This window comes from uncultured Ruegeria sp., from assembly GCF_947500045.1.
Taxonomy (GTDB): Bacteria; Pseudomonadota; Alphaproteobacteria; order Rhodobacterales; family Rhodobacteraceae; genus Ruegeria.
In genome coordinates this window covers 392982-407621 of record NZ_CANMQQ010000003.1, presented here as the reverse complement: position 1 = coordinate 407621, position 14640 = coordinate 392982, and the positions used below count along the sequence as shown (strand labels likewise).

Here is a 14640-nt window from a genome sequence, read left to right as displayed (position 1 = left end):
GAACAGGCGCAATTTCAGCGCATGCAAGATATTGAAAACAAATCCGCCCCGACGCTTGATCAGATCCTTTCGCTGGAGAAACAAGTGTGGACGGCGCTGGTTGAAGGCAATGCTCAGGCGGACCGGGCGTTGCTGACCCCTGATTTTCTGGGCGTCTATCCATCTGGCTTTGCCAATCGCGACGATCACGTGGGGCAGTTCGCGGATGCACCCACGATGAAGGAATATGAACTTAGCGATATCAGATTGCGCGTGTTGTCGGCGGATGTTGTTCTGCTCTCGTATCGCGCCGATTATCTGCGGCCTGATACGGAGACATGGGAGGCGATGCTGATCTCATCCCTGTGGGAGCGGCGGCATGACGTCTGGATCAACAGCTTCAGCCAGGATACGCCATTGGATCAAGTATGAGCCAGGCACTTGTAATTAACCGCCTGCCGCGTGCCTTTCATACCGAACTGGGGCAAGAGACACGCGCAGCGCTACCCGAGTTGACTGCCGAACAAGGCGAATTGATCGAAGGCACCGCGGGCTCCAGCCCCTACCTCAAAGCGTTGATCGATCAAGAGCAGGGTTGGCTGCCGCAAGCGTTGCATCAGCCGGATCTAGCATTGGCAGACGTGATGGAGGAGGTGCGCAAACTATCCCCGGACCTGTTGAAACCTGGTCTTCGGCAGGCGAAACGGCGCATGGCTTTGCTGACGGCGCTTGCGGATTTGGCCGGTGCTTGGCCGTTGGAAAAGGTCACGACCGTGCTGACCGATTTTGGAGCGTTGGCGGCCGACGTAGCAGCTAAGACCGAAATTGCAGCGTTGATCCGGCGTGGGAAACTGCCCGGCATGGTCGAGGATGACGTCGAAACTGCTGCCGGTATGGTCATTCTTGCCATGGGTAAAATGGGGGCGCACGAGCTGAACTACAGCTCTGATATTGATCTGATCGTGATGTTCGATGAGACCAGATTTGACCCTGATGACTTCTTTGACGCGCGGCAGGGGATGGTGCGCGCCACACGGAATTTCTGCGCGACCCTCAGCGATAAAACGGCGGATGGATACGTCTTTCGCACGGATCTTCGCCTACGCCCCGACCCGGCGGTCACTCCGGTTTGTTTGGCGTTGGAAGCAGCAGAGCGATATTATGAAAGCCTTGGCCGCACGTGGGAGCGTGCAGCTTATATCAAAGCGCGCCCCTGTGCCGGGGATATTGCCGCGGGGCAGCGGTTTCTGGACACGTTGCGCCCGTTTGTTTGGCGGCGGCATCTGGATTTTGCTGCCATCCAGGATGCCCATGACATGCGTCTGCGCATACGTGAGAACAAAGGGACGGGCGGTAGCCTTTCGATCCCCGGTCACGATATGAAGTTGGGGCAGGGCGGTATTCGCGAGATCGAGTTTTTTACTCAGACCCGACAGTTAATCGCCGGTGGTCGCGATCCAGACTTGCGGGTGCGCGGAACTGTGCCCGGTTTGGCGGCGCTGGCGTCGAAAGGCTGGGTGCCCGCCGATGTTGCCGAGAAACTTACGGATCATTATCGCGCCCATCGCGAGGTCGAGCATCGCATCCAGATGGTACATGACGCGCAAACCCATAAAATTCCGAACTCAGAGGACGGCATCGAACGGGTCGCCTGCCTGATGGGCATCAGCAGCGATGAACTGACCACTGATTTGACCCGCCGCCTGACGGAAGTGCACGAGCTGACCGAAGGATTCTTTGCCCCCGGTCCAGGTGCATCGCCCACGCAGGTGCAGGAGGTCGAGTTCGACAAGGGCGTGCTGGCCCGCTGGCCCGCCTATCCCGCACTTCGGTCGCAGCGTGGGGCTCGGATATTCGAACGTCTTAAGCCCGAACTGCTGTCGCGATTGGCAAAGACCGCGAAACCTGAAGAAGCGCTGCTGGCATTGGATGGGTTTCTTTCGGGACTGCCGGCAGGGGTACAGCTGTTTTCCTTGTTCGAGGCGAACCCGCAACTGATCGACCTGCTGATCGACATTGTCGGTACTTCGCACGCGCTCGCCACCCATCTGTCGGGCAATGCCTCTGTCTTCGACGCGGTGATCGGCGGCAGTTTCTTTAGTGACTGGCCCGGTCGGGCGACGTTGCAAGCCGAACTTGCCCACGCTTTGGCGGAAGAAAGCGACTATGAAACGCGGCTCGATCTGGCGCGCCGCTGGTGCAAAGAATGGCACTTTCGCATCGGCGTTCATCATCTGCGCGGACTGATCGACGGGGGGCAAGCCGGGCAACAATATGCCGAGCTGGCAAAGGCCGTAATCGCCGCGGTGCTGCCCTGTGTCGTGGAAGAATTTGCAAAAAAACATGGCCCTGCACCGGGGCGTGGCGCTGCGGTATTGGGAATGGGATCGCTTGGGGCAGGGCGGATAAACTCACAATCCGATCTGGACATGATCGTCATCTATGACCCGTTGGATCAGGATATGTCCGACGGCCCCCGCCCGCTGGCCACACGGACATATTTTGCCCGTTTTACCCAGGCTTTGATCACAGCGCTAAGCGCGCCGATGTCGCAAGGGCGTCTATATGAGGTCGACATGCGCTTGCGACCGTCGGGCAATCAGGGGCCGGTAGCCACCAGTTGGGCCAGTTTCACCAACTATCAGCAGAATGAGGCCTGGGTTTGGGAACATCTGGCGCTGACCCGCGCCGATGTGGTCGCAGGGAACACCGATCTGGCCAAGGATATCGAAACCTTCCGCACCGAATTCTTGTCGCGCCCGCGCGACCGAAAAAAGGTACTGAAAGAGGTCGCGGATATGCGCGGTAGGCTGGCCGCCGCCAAGGCGCCTGCTGGGGTATGGGACGCCAAGAACGGGCCGGGCCGGATGATGGATATCGAACTGTTGGCCGAATCCGGGGCGTTGCTGGCCGGGTTCCCACAGCGCGATGTTCCTTCGGGTCTGGACGGCGCGGTCGCTGCCGGGTTGCTGGATGTCGCGCAGGCGCAAACCCTCAAGGACTGTTACGATCTATGCTGGTCGGTGCAATGTGCAGCGCGGCTGCTGTCGGGAAAGACGATCGAGGCCGATAAGATCGGTGAGGGGGGGACTGCCTTCCTGTGCCGAGCCACCGGATTTGATCGGGTCGAGAAGCTACAATCCGCGTTGCAGGACAGTTACAGCATCGCCGCCCAATTGATTGGCAGCGTGGTCGGGGAGAATGAAGATGGCACGCAGTGATGATCCAAACGATCACAAAGGCCTGATCCGCGAGGCGTATCGCATCGACGGCATCACCTTGCCCGAATGCCGCAGCATCTTCCTGGATTGGGCGCTAAGCCTGCCAGAAGAACGCGATCAGCAACAGGCTCTGATCGGTTTGCATTCGATCTATTCATCTCAGGCTGCAGATCATCCGATGACACAGGTTCTGGCCGAAGGGTTGCAGGCTGCTCAAGCGCCCAGACGGCGTGGCGGCTGGCGTAATCGCAACCGATAACAGGGCTTTTACCGCTTCGCATTCGCGACTATGAGGGCGCCATGACAAATTCATCCGAGCGCCCCCGTATTCGTTTGAAACCCAAGGCCAACGCGCGTGGCCTGAGACACGGGTTTCCCTGGGTCTATGCCAATGACATCGTGACCGACCGCCGGACCCGCAAAATCGAGACCGGAGCTTTGGCAGTCCTCGAAGATGATAAGCGCGCACCAATTGCTCTGGTTGCGGTGAACCCAGCATCAAAAATCATGTGCCGAGTGCTGGATCGGGACATCAAGGCGCAATTGGACGCAGATTGGTTCGAAACGCGCCTGCGCCATGCACTTGAGATGCGTGAAAACTTGTTTGATGCGCCTTACTACCGTCTGATCCATGCCGAGGCGGATGGATTCCCGGGCGTCATTATCGACCGGTTCGGCGAGGCTTGCGTGATCCAGCCAAACGCCGCCTGGGCCGAGGCGCATCTGGATGCGCTGACCGATGCGCTCGTCAAGGTGACCGGGGTCAGCACCGTGTTGAAAAATGCCTCAGGCCGCACGCGCTGGTTGGAAGGTTTGGACGACACAAGCCTGACCCTGCACGGCACCGCACCCGAGGAACCTCTGCCGGTGCCAATGAATGGAGCGACCTATATGGCCGATCTGACCGATGGGCAGAAAACCGGCCTGTTCTATGACCAGCGTCCCAACCATGCCTTTGCTGCCAAGCTGGTTCACCCCGGCGCGCATGTGCTGGATGTGTTCAGCCATGTCGGTGGCTTCGGTCTGGCGATGCTGGCAGGCGGTGCCGCGCAGGCGCTTTCAGTCGACGGATCTGCAGCGGCGCTGGAGTTGGCAACCAGCGGCGCCCATGCGTCTGGATTTGCTGACCGCTTCCAAACCCGACAAGGCGATGCTTTCGAGGTTTTGACCAATCTGGGCGAAGAGGGCGCGACATTCGATATTGTCATCTGTGATCCTCCGGCCTTTGCGCCGTCGAAACAAGCGTTAGACGCAGGTCTGCGCGCCTATGAACGTATCGCACGTCTTGCCGCCCAACTGGTCAAGCCGGGCGGCTACCTTGGCCTCTGTTCCTGTTCACACGCCGCTGATTTGGGACGGTTCCGCGATGCCTCAGCGCGGGGGATCGGACGGGCAGGGCGGCAGGCCCAACTGATCCACACAGGCTTTGCCGGCCCGGATCATCCGCAGCTGCCGCAGCTGGCCGAAAGCGGCTATCTCAAAGCAGTGTTCTACCGGCTGTGAAAGCAGTTCTGGATACCTGCGTCATCTATCCAACGGTGATGCGAGAGATGTTGCTTGGGGCTGCCAAGCTCGGCCATTTCACCCCCGTTTGGTCTGCGCGTATCCTCGAAGAATGGGCTCGCGCGGCCCGCAAACTCGGCCCCGAAGGCGAGGCGCAGGCGCGCGCTGAAATCGCACTGGTTCAGGCCAATTGGGCAAATGCGACGCACCCCGCAGCACCCGGAACGGAACAACGCCTGTGGTTGCCGGATGCGGGTGATATCCATGTTCTGGCAACGGCGGTTGCCAGCTCAGCCGATGTCATCGTTACCGTCAATGCAAAGGATTTCCCTAAGAATCTTCTCGCAGACGAAGGGCTCAACCGGCACGATCCAGATGGTTTCCTGCATGGCTTTTGGCTGACTGACCCAGACGGAGTGACCCAAGTTGCCGACACCGTACTATCCGAGGCCAACCGACTGTCCGGCAATCAATGGACTTTGCGCGCACTTATGAAAAAAGCCCGCCTGCCTCGTTTGGGTAAAGCCCTCACCAGTTAGCGCGGGATCCCTTTCATCTGGCAATAAATACCTCGGGGAGCGCGAGGGGCTGGCCCTCGCATCCGAACCTATCTACCTGTGCCCCATTTCTGTTCCAGAACCTCCAGCGCAGCAATCCGCTCATCCGTCTTCGGATGGCTCATCAGCCAAGCCGGAACCACACCTGCACGCTGCTGCGTCAGATCCTCGAGCTTATGGAACAACGACTTCTGCGGCCCGATCCCGATTCCGGCCTTGGTCAACAGCGCAGCGGCATATTCATCTGCTTCGTATTCATCACTTCGTGAAAGGCGAGAGGCGAGTAGATGGGTCAGCATATTCGCGATCCACGCACCGATGAACGGGATGAAACGATTTAGCAGCATCATCAATGCCGCCCGCAATGCATTCTGACCTGAGAAATCAATCATCCGCTTCCGCGCGTGGCCAAGGGCGACATGGCCCAGCTCATGCGCGATGACGCTGGCCATTTCTTCGGCGGAAACTTCGCCATTTCCAAATTTGCGATAGAACCCGCGCGTGATGAATATTCGCCCATCCGGCGCGGCCAGCCCGTTCACCGGATCAATTTCGTAGATGTAGACTGGCACCCGGTCGATTTCCAAAGCCGCCGCTAACCGGTCTGTCATCCGCTTGAGCGCGGGGTCAGCCAACTCGGTTGATTTTACGTCCAGCTCGCGATGCGTCCGCCAGACCGAAATTCGGTACATCACAACGGCATAGGCGATAGCCAGAAGGATTGGTGTTAGGCGAAGCATGGGTTAGATATGGGGGCACCGCGCCGCAAGGGCAATGAAAATCACAGAATTGCCAATCGGCCGGTTTCCCGGCGGCTAGTTCAAGTTACCGCCCGTCTCCATTCAACAAACGCGTTGACCTTTTGCCCTTGAAAGACGGCGTTTGTGGCGCTGAGGTGAAGGTTCTGACCGGAAAATGAGACCTGACGAACCTGTTCTGTCCCGATCCAGTTCGGGAACGAAGCCTGTGTGACATGATGTATCACGTGATCCCCGTGATATTCGTACCGCCCTGCATAGGTGATCTGCGTCTTATAGGCCTTGGAATCCTCGGCCGTAGAACCTCCAAATGGATCACTTGTCTCAAACGATACCCGATCAGAGGCCATCATATGTACAAAGACAAAACCATCTTGAGAGTAGCTGATGTAACCTGTGGCGTTCGGACCAAGCGGATACAGGCGCTCGCCGGTTTCCGTCTCGTTATACCAATCAATCAGGGACCATGTTCCGATCAGCGGGGTTGGTTTGTGCACCAGATGAGCCTTCCGTTTCTTGCAGCACCAGACCGTCGCTTATAATCGAGAACCGGCGAGGCCATGATCTCATATGCCCGATGTCTTGCGCGGGCTTTAACCTTTGAGAGCGTAGCGGTCAGCCTCTTCAAAAACATCAATGACTTTTGCGCCAGCCTTGATATTCGCCCCATGCTCGACCCCGGCTGGAATGGAATAGCTGTCACCGGGTCTGTAAATCCTGGTCGATCCACCAATGGTGAGTTCGATCTCTCCCTCAACGACAGTTCCCCACTGGGCGCCATGCGCATGCATTGGAAGCTCCATGTCTTTGTGGAATGTGAAGAATGCGACCAACCCAGAGTCAGATTTTACCACCGCAGTGGTGACAACATCTTCGGGAAAGGGCACGTCGATGCCGGGGAAATTTGTGATAAATTCGGGAAAAGACATCGCGGTATCCTTTGAAAACTGGGATGAATGAAATAATTAAGCGATAACTTATTGGTGCCAGAAAGCACTTACAAACTCAATGCTTGGCGTCGACGGTAAGAGAAGCGGTTTACCGCGTCAGGGCCCGCATCCCCTGTTCCAACCCGGCCAGCGTCATCGGCACCATGCGATCCTCGAAAATCTCGCGGATCATTCCGATAGAATGGGTGTATTCCCAGTACTTTTCGGGCACCGGATTGATCCACAGATTTGATGCCCATTGTTCCCGTGCGCGCCCAAGCCAGACCTGACCGGCCTCCTGGTTCCAATGCTCATTTGCACCACCGGGATAGGCGATTTCGTAAGGGCTCATCGAGGCGTCGCCGACGAAAATACATTTGTAATCCGGGCCGTATGTGCGCAGCACCACATGTGTCGGGGTCTGCTGGTCCCAGCGGCGGTGATTGTCGCGCCAGACGCCTTCATACAGGCAGTTGTGGAAGTAGTAGTATTCCAGATGCTTGAACTCGGTTCGCGCGGCCGAGAACAGCTCTTCCACCACCTTGATATGCGGGTCCATAGAACCGCCCACGTCCAAAAACAGCAGCACCTTGACGGCGTTATGACGCTCGGGGCGGGTCTTGACGTCCAGATAACCGTGCTCGGCAGTGGCGCGGATCGTGCCATCCAAATCCAGCTCTTCCACCGCGCCTTCACGCGCCCAGCGGCGCAAACGTTTCAGGGCAACTTTGATGTTGCGCGTGCCCAGTTCGACTGTGTCGTCGAGGTTCTTGAATTCACGCTTGTCCCAGACCTTGACCGCGCGTTGGTGACGACTTTCACTCTGACCGATGCGGACGCCTTCGGGGTTATAGCCATAGGCACCGAATGGTGAGGTTCCTGCGGTCCCGATCCACTTGTTGCCACCCTGATGGCGGCTTTGCTGGTCCTTGAGGCGCTCGCGCAGTGTCTCCATCAGTTTGTCGAAACCGCCAAGTGCCTCGATCTCGGCCTTTTCTTCTTCGGACAGGTGCTTTTCGGCCATCTTCTTCAGCCACTCAGCGGGAATATCAACGGCTTCCAACACCTGGTCGAGACTGATTTCACCCAGGCCTTCAAAACTGGCGGCAAAGGCGCGGTCGAATTTGTCGATGTTGCGCTCGTCCTTCACCATGGACACGCGGGCGAGATAGTAGAACGCCTCAACATCATAGGTGGCCAGGCCCTTTTTCATCCCCTCCAGAAAGGTCAAGTATTCGCGCAAGGAAACGGGGATACCGGTGTTTCGGAGGTTTTCGAAAAAGGGCAGGAACATAGTTCTAAACCAGTCGTACCAGAACCAGTGAGATCACCAGCCCGATCAGCGCAAAGGCGATTCCGTAACCAGCTGCATATTGGGCCAAATCCGCACCGCTGCCGTTGCGTTTTCGTGCTGTTCGGACGCCCAATAATGCGCCCAGAAGTGCCATGCCCAAAACCACTATCATATGCCGTTATCCACCTGTGCTTGTGGCGGCCGACTGCGCGATATCCTGCGTGACCGAGCGCACCACCAAATCCGAGCCGAAGCCGTAGCGCGCCCATCCGATACTGTCCAGCCGAACGCTGCGTGCTTGATCGATCTGGCCGGATTGCCGCAATGCCTCGGATTTCAGCAGCAGCAAGGTCGCCAGCAGGGCGGCGTTTTCGGATCGTGTCATGACATCGATCGCAGAGTTCAGCTCTGGCAGAGCTTGCGCCCCTCGCCCCTGCGCCAATGCAAACGCCGCAGTCTGTGCGGTGATATGCGCGCGCTGAACCTCGGTTCCTGGGGTGGTCTTTAGAAACTTCATGGCAATGTCATATTGCTGCTGCGCGGCTTGGGGATCGTCGAACTGGCCCATACGGCCCAACAGGTAGTGCGGATAGGCGCGGCGGTGATCCGTCCAGCCTTGCTGTTGCCCGATCCGGGCCGCTTCGTTCGCGGCATTGATCCGCTTGGATGAACCCGCGCCAGCCCCCAATGCGCGCTGCACCGCGTTGATCCAGGCGCGGGGTGTCTCGGTCACCGGCTGTGGCGAAACGCGATCCCCGCGGGGGTTCAGACGGCTGAGTACGCCGGGAAGGGTCGCCGCAACCTGTTCGTGCGTCATGCCGTTTTGCAACTCGGGCGCATAAGCTGTGCGCAGGATCAACATGTCGAACCCGGTCAGAACCGTGTGGAAATTATCGTCATTGAATACCGAATCCGGTAGGCGGTAGAGGTCGTTCAGCGGCCCGAGCGCCTGCGCCAGTTCTTCATGCAGGCAATCCCGAATTTCCTGTGGGCTGGCATCATAGGGGATGAAAATCCCGATCCGTTCACGGCTGCGCAGCTCGGTCCAGTTGCTTTTGCTTTTGCGCCGGTCGCGCCGGTATTCTTCAAGGCTTGATGAGTTCGGGACGACGAAACAGGCCGCCTGTGGCAGGATACGGCGGATTTGTTTCTGGCTTACGGCCTCGATGGTGATATTCGCCTGACCCTCGGGTATCTGGCGGATATCGATCTGCGCCTCTCGTTGCAGTCGAGCCAGCAACCGGCTGAGGTCGGTCTGCATCGATTGTGGGGGCGTGCCTGTCAGGCGCACCGTGATAGGTTCATCAAACCGGGTGAAGACCGGTAGTTCCGCGCCGCTTTCCAGCGCGAAGTGCAGCGACAGGAAATCGGCCGCGATATTCTTGTTCGAACGCGTGGCAGCGACGGGGCGGGCAGCGCCAAAGGACTTGGTGGGTGGCAGTGACGCCTCGATCACCTTCGTCCGGGTCGGAACCTCAACCCTGTCAACGGCGGTGCAGGCGGATAAAGTCGCCAACAGGAGGGCTGCGGCCAAACGGGTCATGGGCGCTGATACTTCAGGAACGGCGACAACTTGCCGATGCGGTCATACAGCTTGCGCGCGGTATGGTTGTTATCCTGTGTCAGCCAATAGACGGAAGGGGCCTCTTGCCGGTCAGCCTCGTCATAAACGGCCTGAATCAGGGCGCGCCCAACACCGGTGCCTCGCGCGTTGGGGCGGGCATAGAGATCCTGCAGATAGCAGACGCGTTCGACCTTCCATGCGTGGCGATGAAACAGGTAATGGGTCAGTCCGACCAGTTGGCCATCAACCTCAGCCACGAAACAGGAAAAGTCTTGCGGATCATTGCCTAAGAGGCGCGCAAAGGTACTTTCGTAAATCGCATCCGCCACCTCGGTTTCATAAAAGGCCAGATAGTCGCGCCACATCTCGGCCCATTGATCCCGGTCGTCAGGGCGCAAGCGGCGGATCACGGGTGCGGTAGACATTCAATAGTTTCCTGCTCTTGAGACCCGATTAACGCGGGGTCTTTCGTTAATGCAATGCTGACATCCGACCGCACCAATGACAAGCGGTGATCACCGCTTGCTGCGTGCCATGAAGGCCAGTCGTTCGAACAGATGTACGTCTTGTTCATTCTTCAGCAGCGCACCATGCAGTTTCGGTAACGCGTTTGCCCCGTCGCGTTTGAGGTCCTCGGCGCTCAGGTCCTCGGCCAGCAACAGCTTCAGCCAGTCCAGCACTTCCGAAGTCGAAGGCTTTTTCTTCAACCCTTGCGTCTCGCGGACCTCGTAGAACTGGGTCAGCGCGGTCGTTAGCAGCGCGTCTTTGATACCGGGGTGATGCACTTCGACGATGCGGCGCATTGTGGCCTCGTCCGGGAAGCGGATGTAGTGGAAGAAACAGCGGCGCAAAAATGCGTCAGGCAGTTCCTTTTCGTTATTCGATGTGATGATCACAATGGGGCGGTGCTTGGCCCGGATTGTCTCGCCGGTCTCGTAAACATGGAACTCCATCTTATCGAGTTCCTGCAACAGGTCGTTGGGGAATTCGATATCGGCCTTGTCGATCTCGTCGATCAGCAGCACGACCTTTTCATCCGCGTCAAATGCCTGCCACAGCTTACCCTTGCGGATATAATTTGACACATCGTGCACACGTTCATCGCCCAACTGGCTGTCGCGCAGACGGCTGACCGCATCGTATTCATAAAGCCCTTGCTGGGCGCGGGTGGTGGATTTCACGTTCCACTCGATCATGGTCAGCCCCAGCGCCCCGGCAACCTGTTTGGCCAGCTCGGTCTTGCCGGTGCCGGGCTCACCCTTGACCAGTAGCGGACGCTCCAGCGTGACGGCGGCGTTCACGGCAATGGTCAGATCGTCGGTGGCAACATATTCTGCGGTGCCTTGGAAACGTGCGGTCATGGGACCCCTCATATGATTTCGCGAGATGGGCGGGCTGCTTCTGTTCAGCCCGGGTTACAGAGGAGGGGCATTTTTTACAAGCCGGGCCGCTGCGTCGCGAAGGTGCGGACTTTGCTGAGAGTTCAGCCCATTTCAGGCGATTCGTTCAGCGCGGGATACTCCAATGGTTGAGGTTGCCTGAAAATCGCCCTGCGATAACCACAGAAAAACAAGGTTTTGTTGTTACAAGTCTCAATGTTAGATCAGCCGGAGCGACCCGGTGCAGGGGTACACGTTTGTGTAGTGACAATCTCTGCGCTGTCGGATAAACGCTCCGCAGAAGGGGGTGCCGAATGTCAGGTAATACTACAGCGACCGACGTTTCAGGCCATACCGAGGGAGCAAATATGAAGCAGGAAGTTTTTCTGCCGGAGGATTATCGCCCGGCCGAAGATGAACCTTTCATGAATGATCGACAGCTTGAGTATTTTCGTCGCAAGCTGATGGATTGGAAGACAGAACTACTCGCAGGCAGCCGCGATACGATCGAAGGGCTGCAGGACAATACCCGAAACATTCCCGATGTCGCCGATCGCGCAAGCGAAGAGACCGACCGCGCGCTTGAATTGCGCACGCGGGATCGCCAGCGCAAGCTGGTCGCCAAGATCGACTCGGCCCTGCGCCGGATTGATGAGGGTGAGTACGGATATTGCGAGAAAACTGGCGATCCGATCTCATTAAAGCGGCTGGACGCACGTCCGATTGCGACAATGACATTGGAAGCGCAAGAGCGCCACGAGCGTCGCGAAAAGGTTCACCGCGACGATTGATCGCTGGAAAATCACAACAAAACACCGACGCCGGGGCCTGTCGCCTCGGCGTTTTTGCGTTATGGCAGTGCCATGAACATTAATGGTCTGAATTTCTGTGTCATCGGCGGCGGGATCGGCGGCGTGGCTGCGGCGCTGGCCCTGCGCCAACGTGGGGCCAAGGTCACGATTCTTGAGCAGGCAATCGAATTGACTGAGGTAGGCGCCGGATTACAAATCAGCGAAAACGGAATGGTGGTGCTGCGTGCCCTAAATGTCGTGGGGGAACCTCCCGAGGCGGGCTTAAAGTCAGTTGGGTCAATGCTCCGCGATTTTCGGGCTGGGCGATCTGTAAGCGATATACCGGCTCCGGTCGCAGGGCCAACCTATTACTATCATCGTGCCGATTTGCTGGGTTTGCTGCACAAGGCTGCCATTCGCGACAGTGTTGAGTTCCGATTGGGCGCACGAGTTGCGCGAGTGTACAAGCATCCGACAGATGCCGAGATTGTTCTGACAGACGGCACTCGGCTGCGTGTTGATTGCGCGATTGGCGCTGATGGAGGGCGAAGCGAAATCCGATCAGGTCTGAACGGCCCGGAGGCGCCGGAATTCACACATCAGGTAGCTTGGAGGGCGACGATCCCTTGGGAGCGCCGCGATCAAAATCCATGCGCAGTTTTAACAATGGGGCCCGGGCGGCATGTGGTAACATATCCTCTGCGTAACCATACATTGATGAACATCGTTGCGATTGAAGAGCGGTCCGACTGGCAGGAAGAGGGTTGGAATCGACGTGGTGACCCAGAAGATTTGCAAGCGCGATTTGCTGATTTCGGGGGGCTTGTTGGCGAAATCCTACGAAAAGTTCAGGAACCTTATGTCTGGGCTCTGTTCCTGCGGCCAGTCGCGGAGTGCTGGCAGAATGGGCGGGTTGCCTTGCTAGGGGATGCGGCCCATCCGACGCTGCCATTTATGGCTCAAGGGGCATGCCTTGCGCTTGAAGACGCCTGGATGTTGGCGCGCGCCTTCGATGAGCAGTCAAGCATAGAGAAAGCGCTTGCCGCCTATGAAAGCCACCGCCGTCCAAGGGCTCAGCAGGTGGTTGCGGCCGCAGGGGCCAACGCGCGCAACTTCCACCTGCGCGGACCAATGAGGTTGGCCGCGCAGACGGCGTTGATGGCGATTGGCCCACGCTTGGCGCGACGCTATGACTGGATCTATGACTACGACGTGACAGCGTAGGTCTTCAGAGATCGAGATCGACCCAGACCGGTACATGGTCCGAGGGTTTTTCGTGCCCACGGATCTCGGAATCAATCCGACAATCCCGCATCAGATCGGCCGCCTGAGGCGTCAGCAGGAAATGATCGATGCGAATTCCGTCGTTTTTGTTCCACGCGCCTGCCTGATAATCCCAGAATGAATAATGTCCCGAACCTTGCGTGCGTGCGCGAAAGGCTTCGGTGAACCCCAGATTCAAGATTTTCCGAAAGGCCATGCGACTTTCTGGCCGAAACAGCGCATCCTCACGCCACGCGTCAGGGCGCTTTGCGTCCTCGGCCTGCGGAATGATGTTGTAATCCCCCGCCATCAGCGCGGGTTCTTCGGATGCAAGCAATTCGCGTGCGCGATCATATAGACGCTCCATCCAGGCGAGCTTGTAGTCATATTTCGGACCCGGCACGGGATTTCCGTTGGGCAGGTACAGCCCGCAAATGCGGAGCGCCTTTTCCCCGATGACCGTCGCTTCGATCCAGCGCGCTTGCTCATCGGTATCATCGCCGGGCAAACCTCGGGACACATCCTCGAGCGGAAGTTTCGAAAGGATCGCAACGCCGTTGAAGCTTTTTTGACCGTGGGTTTCTACGTTATATCCGCGCTCTTCGAACATCTCGCGCGGGAAATTCTCATCAATTGATTTGATTTCCTGCAGTAGCACAACATCCGGATGCGCATCATCCAGCCAACGCGGCAGAGCTTCAGCCCGCGCTTTGATGCCATTGATGTTGAATGTGGCGATTTTCATGCGCGTTCCTCCGGTGCCATTGGCAACCTATCGCGCAGAATGCACCCGACGGCAAGGATCGGAGCGGGTTAGCGAGGCTCTGCCTCGCGCTCCGAGGTATTTTTAGCCAGATGAAGAAACGAATTTTTAACCAAACTTGTAGAAAATGACGATGCGGTACAGGCGGAGGCGCCGATGACCGCGCCAGGTGAAGCTCTCTGACTTCGATGGTCAGAGAGCGGATCCCTCTTCATCTGGCTAAAAATACCTTGGGGGTGTGGGGGCAAAGCCCCCACCGGTGCTACATCGAAAATGACGTACCGCATCCGCAAGAGGATGTAGCGTTGGGGTTCTCGATCACGAACCGCGCACCGATCAGTTCCTGTGTGAAATCAATCACCGCGTTTTCCAGAAACGGCAGAGAAATCGAGTCAACGATTACCTTTTGCCCTTTGCCTTCCAGCACCAAATCGTCTTCTTTCGGCTGATCCAGCGCGATTTCGTATTGAAACCCAGAACATCCACCGCCTTCCACTGCAACACGCAGGGCCTGACCCTGATCTGCGGCTCCAATCTCGGCCAGGCGGTCGAATGCGCGATCTGTGACTGTGGGGGGCAGATTCATGCCGGTCTCCAAAGGTTTATTTCCTTAGCACCGTACCATATATGAAACCTGAA

Annotated in this window: 17 protein-coding genes; 7 read left to right on the top strand and 10 right to left on the bottom strand. The window is 57.7% G+C overall.

The features are described from left to right. The first annotated feature begins 21 nt into the window (after positions 1-21). From Q1B46_RS07925 to Q1B46_RS07905, 5 genes are read left to right on the top strand one after another with little or no spacing between them, the layout of a single operon-like run. Complete coding sequence (locus tag Q1B46_RS07925; protein WP_299946614.1) at positions 22-411, top strand: nuclear transport factor 2 family protein; 390 nt, start codon at positions 22-24, stop codon at positions 409-411. Next, a complete protein-coding gene (locus Q1B46_RS07920) occupies positions 408-3200 on the top strand; it encodes a glutamine-synthetase adenylyltransferase (protein ID WP_299946612.1) in 2793 nt (930 codons plus the stop codon). Before Q1B46_RS07925 ends, Q1B46_RS07920 begins: the two co-directional genes overlap by 4 nt. Continuing rightward, a complete protein-coding gene (locus Q1B46_RS07915) occupies positions 3187-3459 on the top strand; it encodes a hypothetical protein (protein ID WP_299946610.1) in 273 nt (90 codons plus the stop codon). Before Q1B46_RS07920 ends, Q1B46_RS07915 begins: the two co-directional genes overlap by 14 nt. 41 nt (positions 3460-3500) lie before the next feature. Then, positions 3501-4703 carry an RSP_2647 family RNA methyltransferase gene (locus Q1B46_RS07910; RefSeq protein WP_299946608.1) on the top strand — a complete coding sequence of 401 codons (1203 nt, stop codon included), beginning with the start codon at positions 3501-3503 and terminating at the stop codon, positions 4701-4703. Then, the gene (locus tag Q1B46_RS07905; protein WP_299946606.1) at positions 4700-5242 is read left to right on the top strand and encodes an RSP_2648 family PIN domain-containing protein; all 543 of its coding nucleotides are present in this window, start codon (positions 4700-4702) and stop codon (positions 5240-5242) included. The genes Q1B46_RS07910 and Q1B46_RS07905 overlap by 4 nt, the downstream gene beginning before the upstream one ends. A 68-nt stretch (positions 5243-5310) precedes the next feature. Here the strand turns inward: Q1B46_RS07905 and Q1B46_RS07900 are convergent, their stop codons facing one another. The 8 genes from Q1B46_RS07900 to Q1B46_RS07865 form a co-directional block, all read right to left on the bottom strand. Next, entirely contained in the window at positions 5311-6000 is a 690-nt protein-coding gene (locus Q1B46_RS07900) for a M48 family metallopeptidase (protein ID WP_299946604.1), read from the bottom strand. Between the two features lie 80 nt (positions 6001-6080). Further along, positions 6081-6515, bottom strand: coding sequence for a lipocalin-like domain-containing protein (locus Q1B46_RS07895; protein WP_299946602.1), 435 nt, complete (start codon positions 6513-6515; stop codon positions 6081-6083). Positions 6516-6611: 96 nt separating this feature from the next. Further along, on the bottom strand, positions 6612-6947 hold the full coding sequence (locus tag Q1B46_RS07890) for a cupin domain-containing protein (protein WP_299946599.1): 336 nt from the start codon (positions 6945-6947) through the stop codon (positions 6612-6614). Between the two features lie 109 nt (positions 6948-7056). Further along, complete coding sequence (locus tag Q1B46_RS07885) at positions 7057-8241, bottom strand: VWA domain-containing protein (RefSeq protein ID WP_299946597.1); 1185 nt, start codon at positions 8239-8241, stop codon at positions 7057-7059. 4 nt (positions 8242-8245) lie between these two features. Next, positions 8246-8413 (bottom strand): hypothetical protein, encoded by a 168-nt coding sequence (locus tag Q1B46_RS07880; RefSeq protein ID WP_299661035.1) that lies wholly within the window; start codon positions 8411-8413, stop codon positions 8246-8248. A gap of 6 nt (positions 8414-8419) precedes the next feature. Beyond that, the gene (locus Q1B46_RS07875) at positions 8420-9784 is read right to left on the bottom strand and encodes a DUF2927 domain-containing protein (RefSeq protein WP_299946594.1); all 1365 of its coding nucleotides are present in this window, start codon (positions 9782-9784) and stop codon (positions 8420-8422) included. Beyond that, positions 9781-10230 (bottom strand): GNAT family N-acetyltransferase, encoded by a 450-nt coding sequence (locus tag Q1B46_RS07870; protein ID WP_299946592.1) that lies wholly within the window; start codon positions 10228-10230, stop codon positions 9781-9783. The genes Q1B46_RS07875 and Q1B46_RS07870 overlap by 4 nt, the downstream gene beginning before the upstream one ends. Positions 10231-10320: 90 nt before the next feature. After that, entirely contained in the window at positions 10321-11166 is an 846-nt protein-coding gene (locus Q1B46_RS07865) for a MoxR family ATPase (protein WP_299946590.1), read from the bottom strand. Positions 11167-11552: 386 nt separating this feature from the next. Between Q1B46_RS07865 and dksA the strand changes: the two genes are divergently transcribed. Together dksA and Q1B46_RS07855 are read left to right on the top strand one after the other, a co-directional pair. Next, complete coding sequence (dksA, locus tag Q1B46_RS07860) at positions 11553-11975, top strand: RNA polymerase-binding protein DksA (RefSeq protein ID WP_039537084.1); 423 nt, start codon at positions 11553-11555, stop codon at positions 11973-11975. A 72-nt stretch (positions 11976-12047) separates the two neighbouring features. Then, positions 12048-13199, top strand: coding sequence for an FAD-dependent monooxygenase (locus tag Q1B46_RS07855; protein WP_299946588.1), 1152 nt, complete (start codon positions 12048-12050; stop codon positions 13197-13199). A gap of 4 nt (positions 13200-13203) precedes the next feature. Here Q1B46_RS07855 and xth read toward each other — a convergent pair whose 3' ends face one another. Together xth and Q1B46_RS07845 are read right to left on the bottom strand one after the other, a co-directional pair. Beyond that, positions 13204-13983, bottom strand: coding sequence for an exodeoxyribonuclease III (xth, locus tag Q1B46_RS07850; protein ID WP_299946586.1), 780 nt, complete (start codon positions 13981-13983; stop codon positions 13204-13206). Positions 13984-14263: 280 nt separating this feature from the next. Next, positions 14264-14587 (bottom strand): iron-sulfur cluster assembly accessory protein, encoded by a 324-nt coding sequence (locus tag Q1B46_RS07845; protein ID WP_299661017.1) that lies wholly within the window; start codon positions 14585-14587, stop codon positions 14264-14266. Positions 14588-14640: the final 53 nt, after the last annotated feature.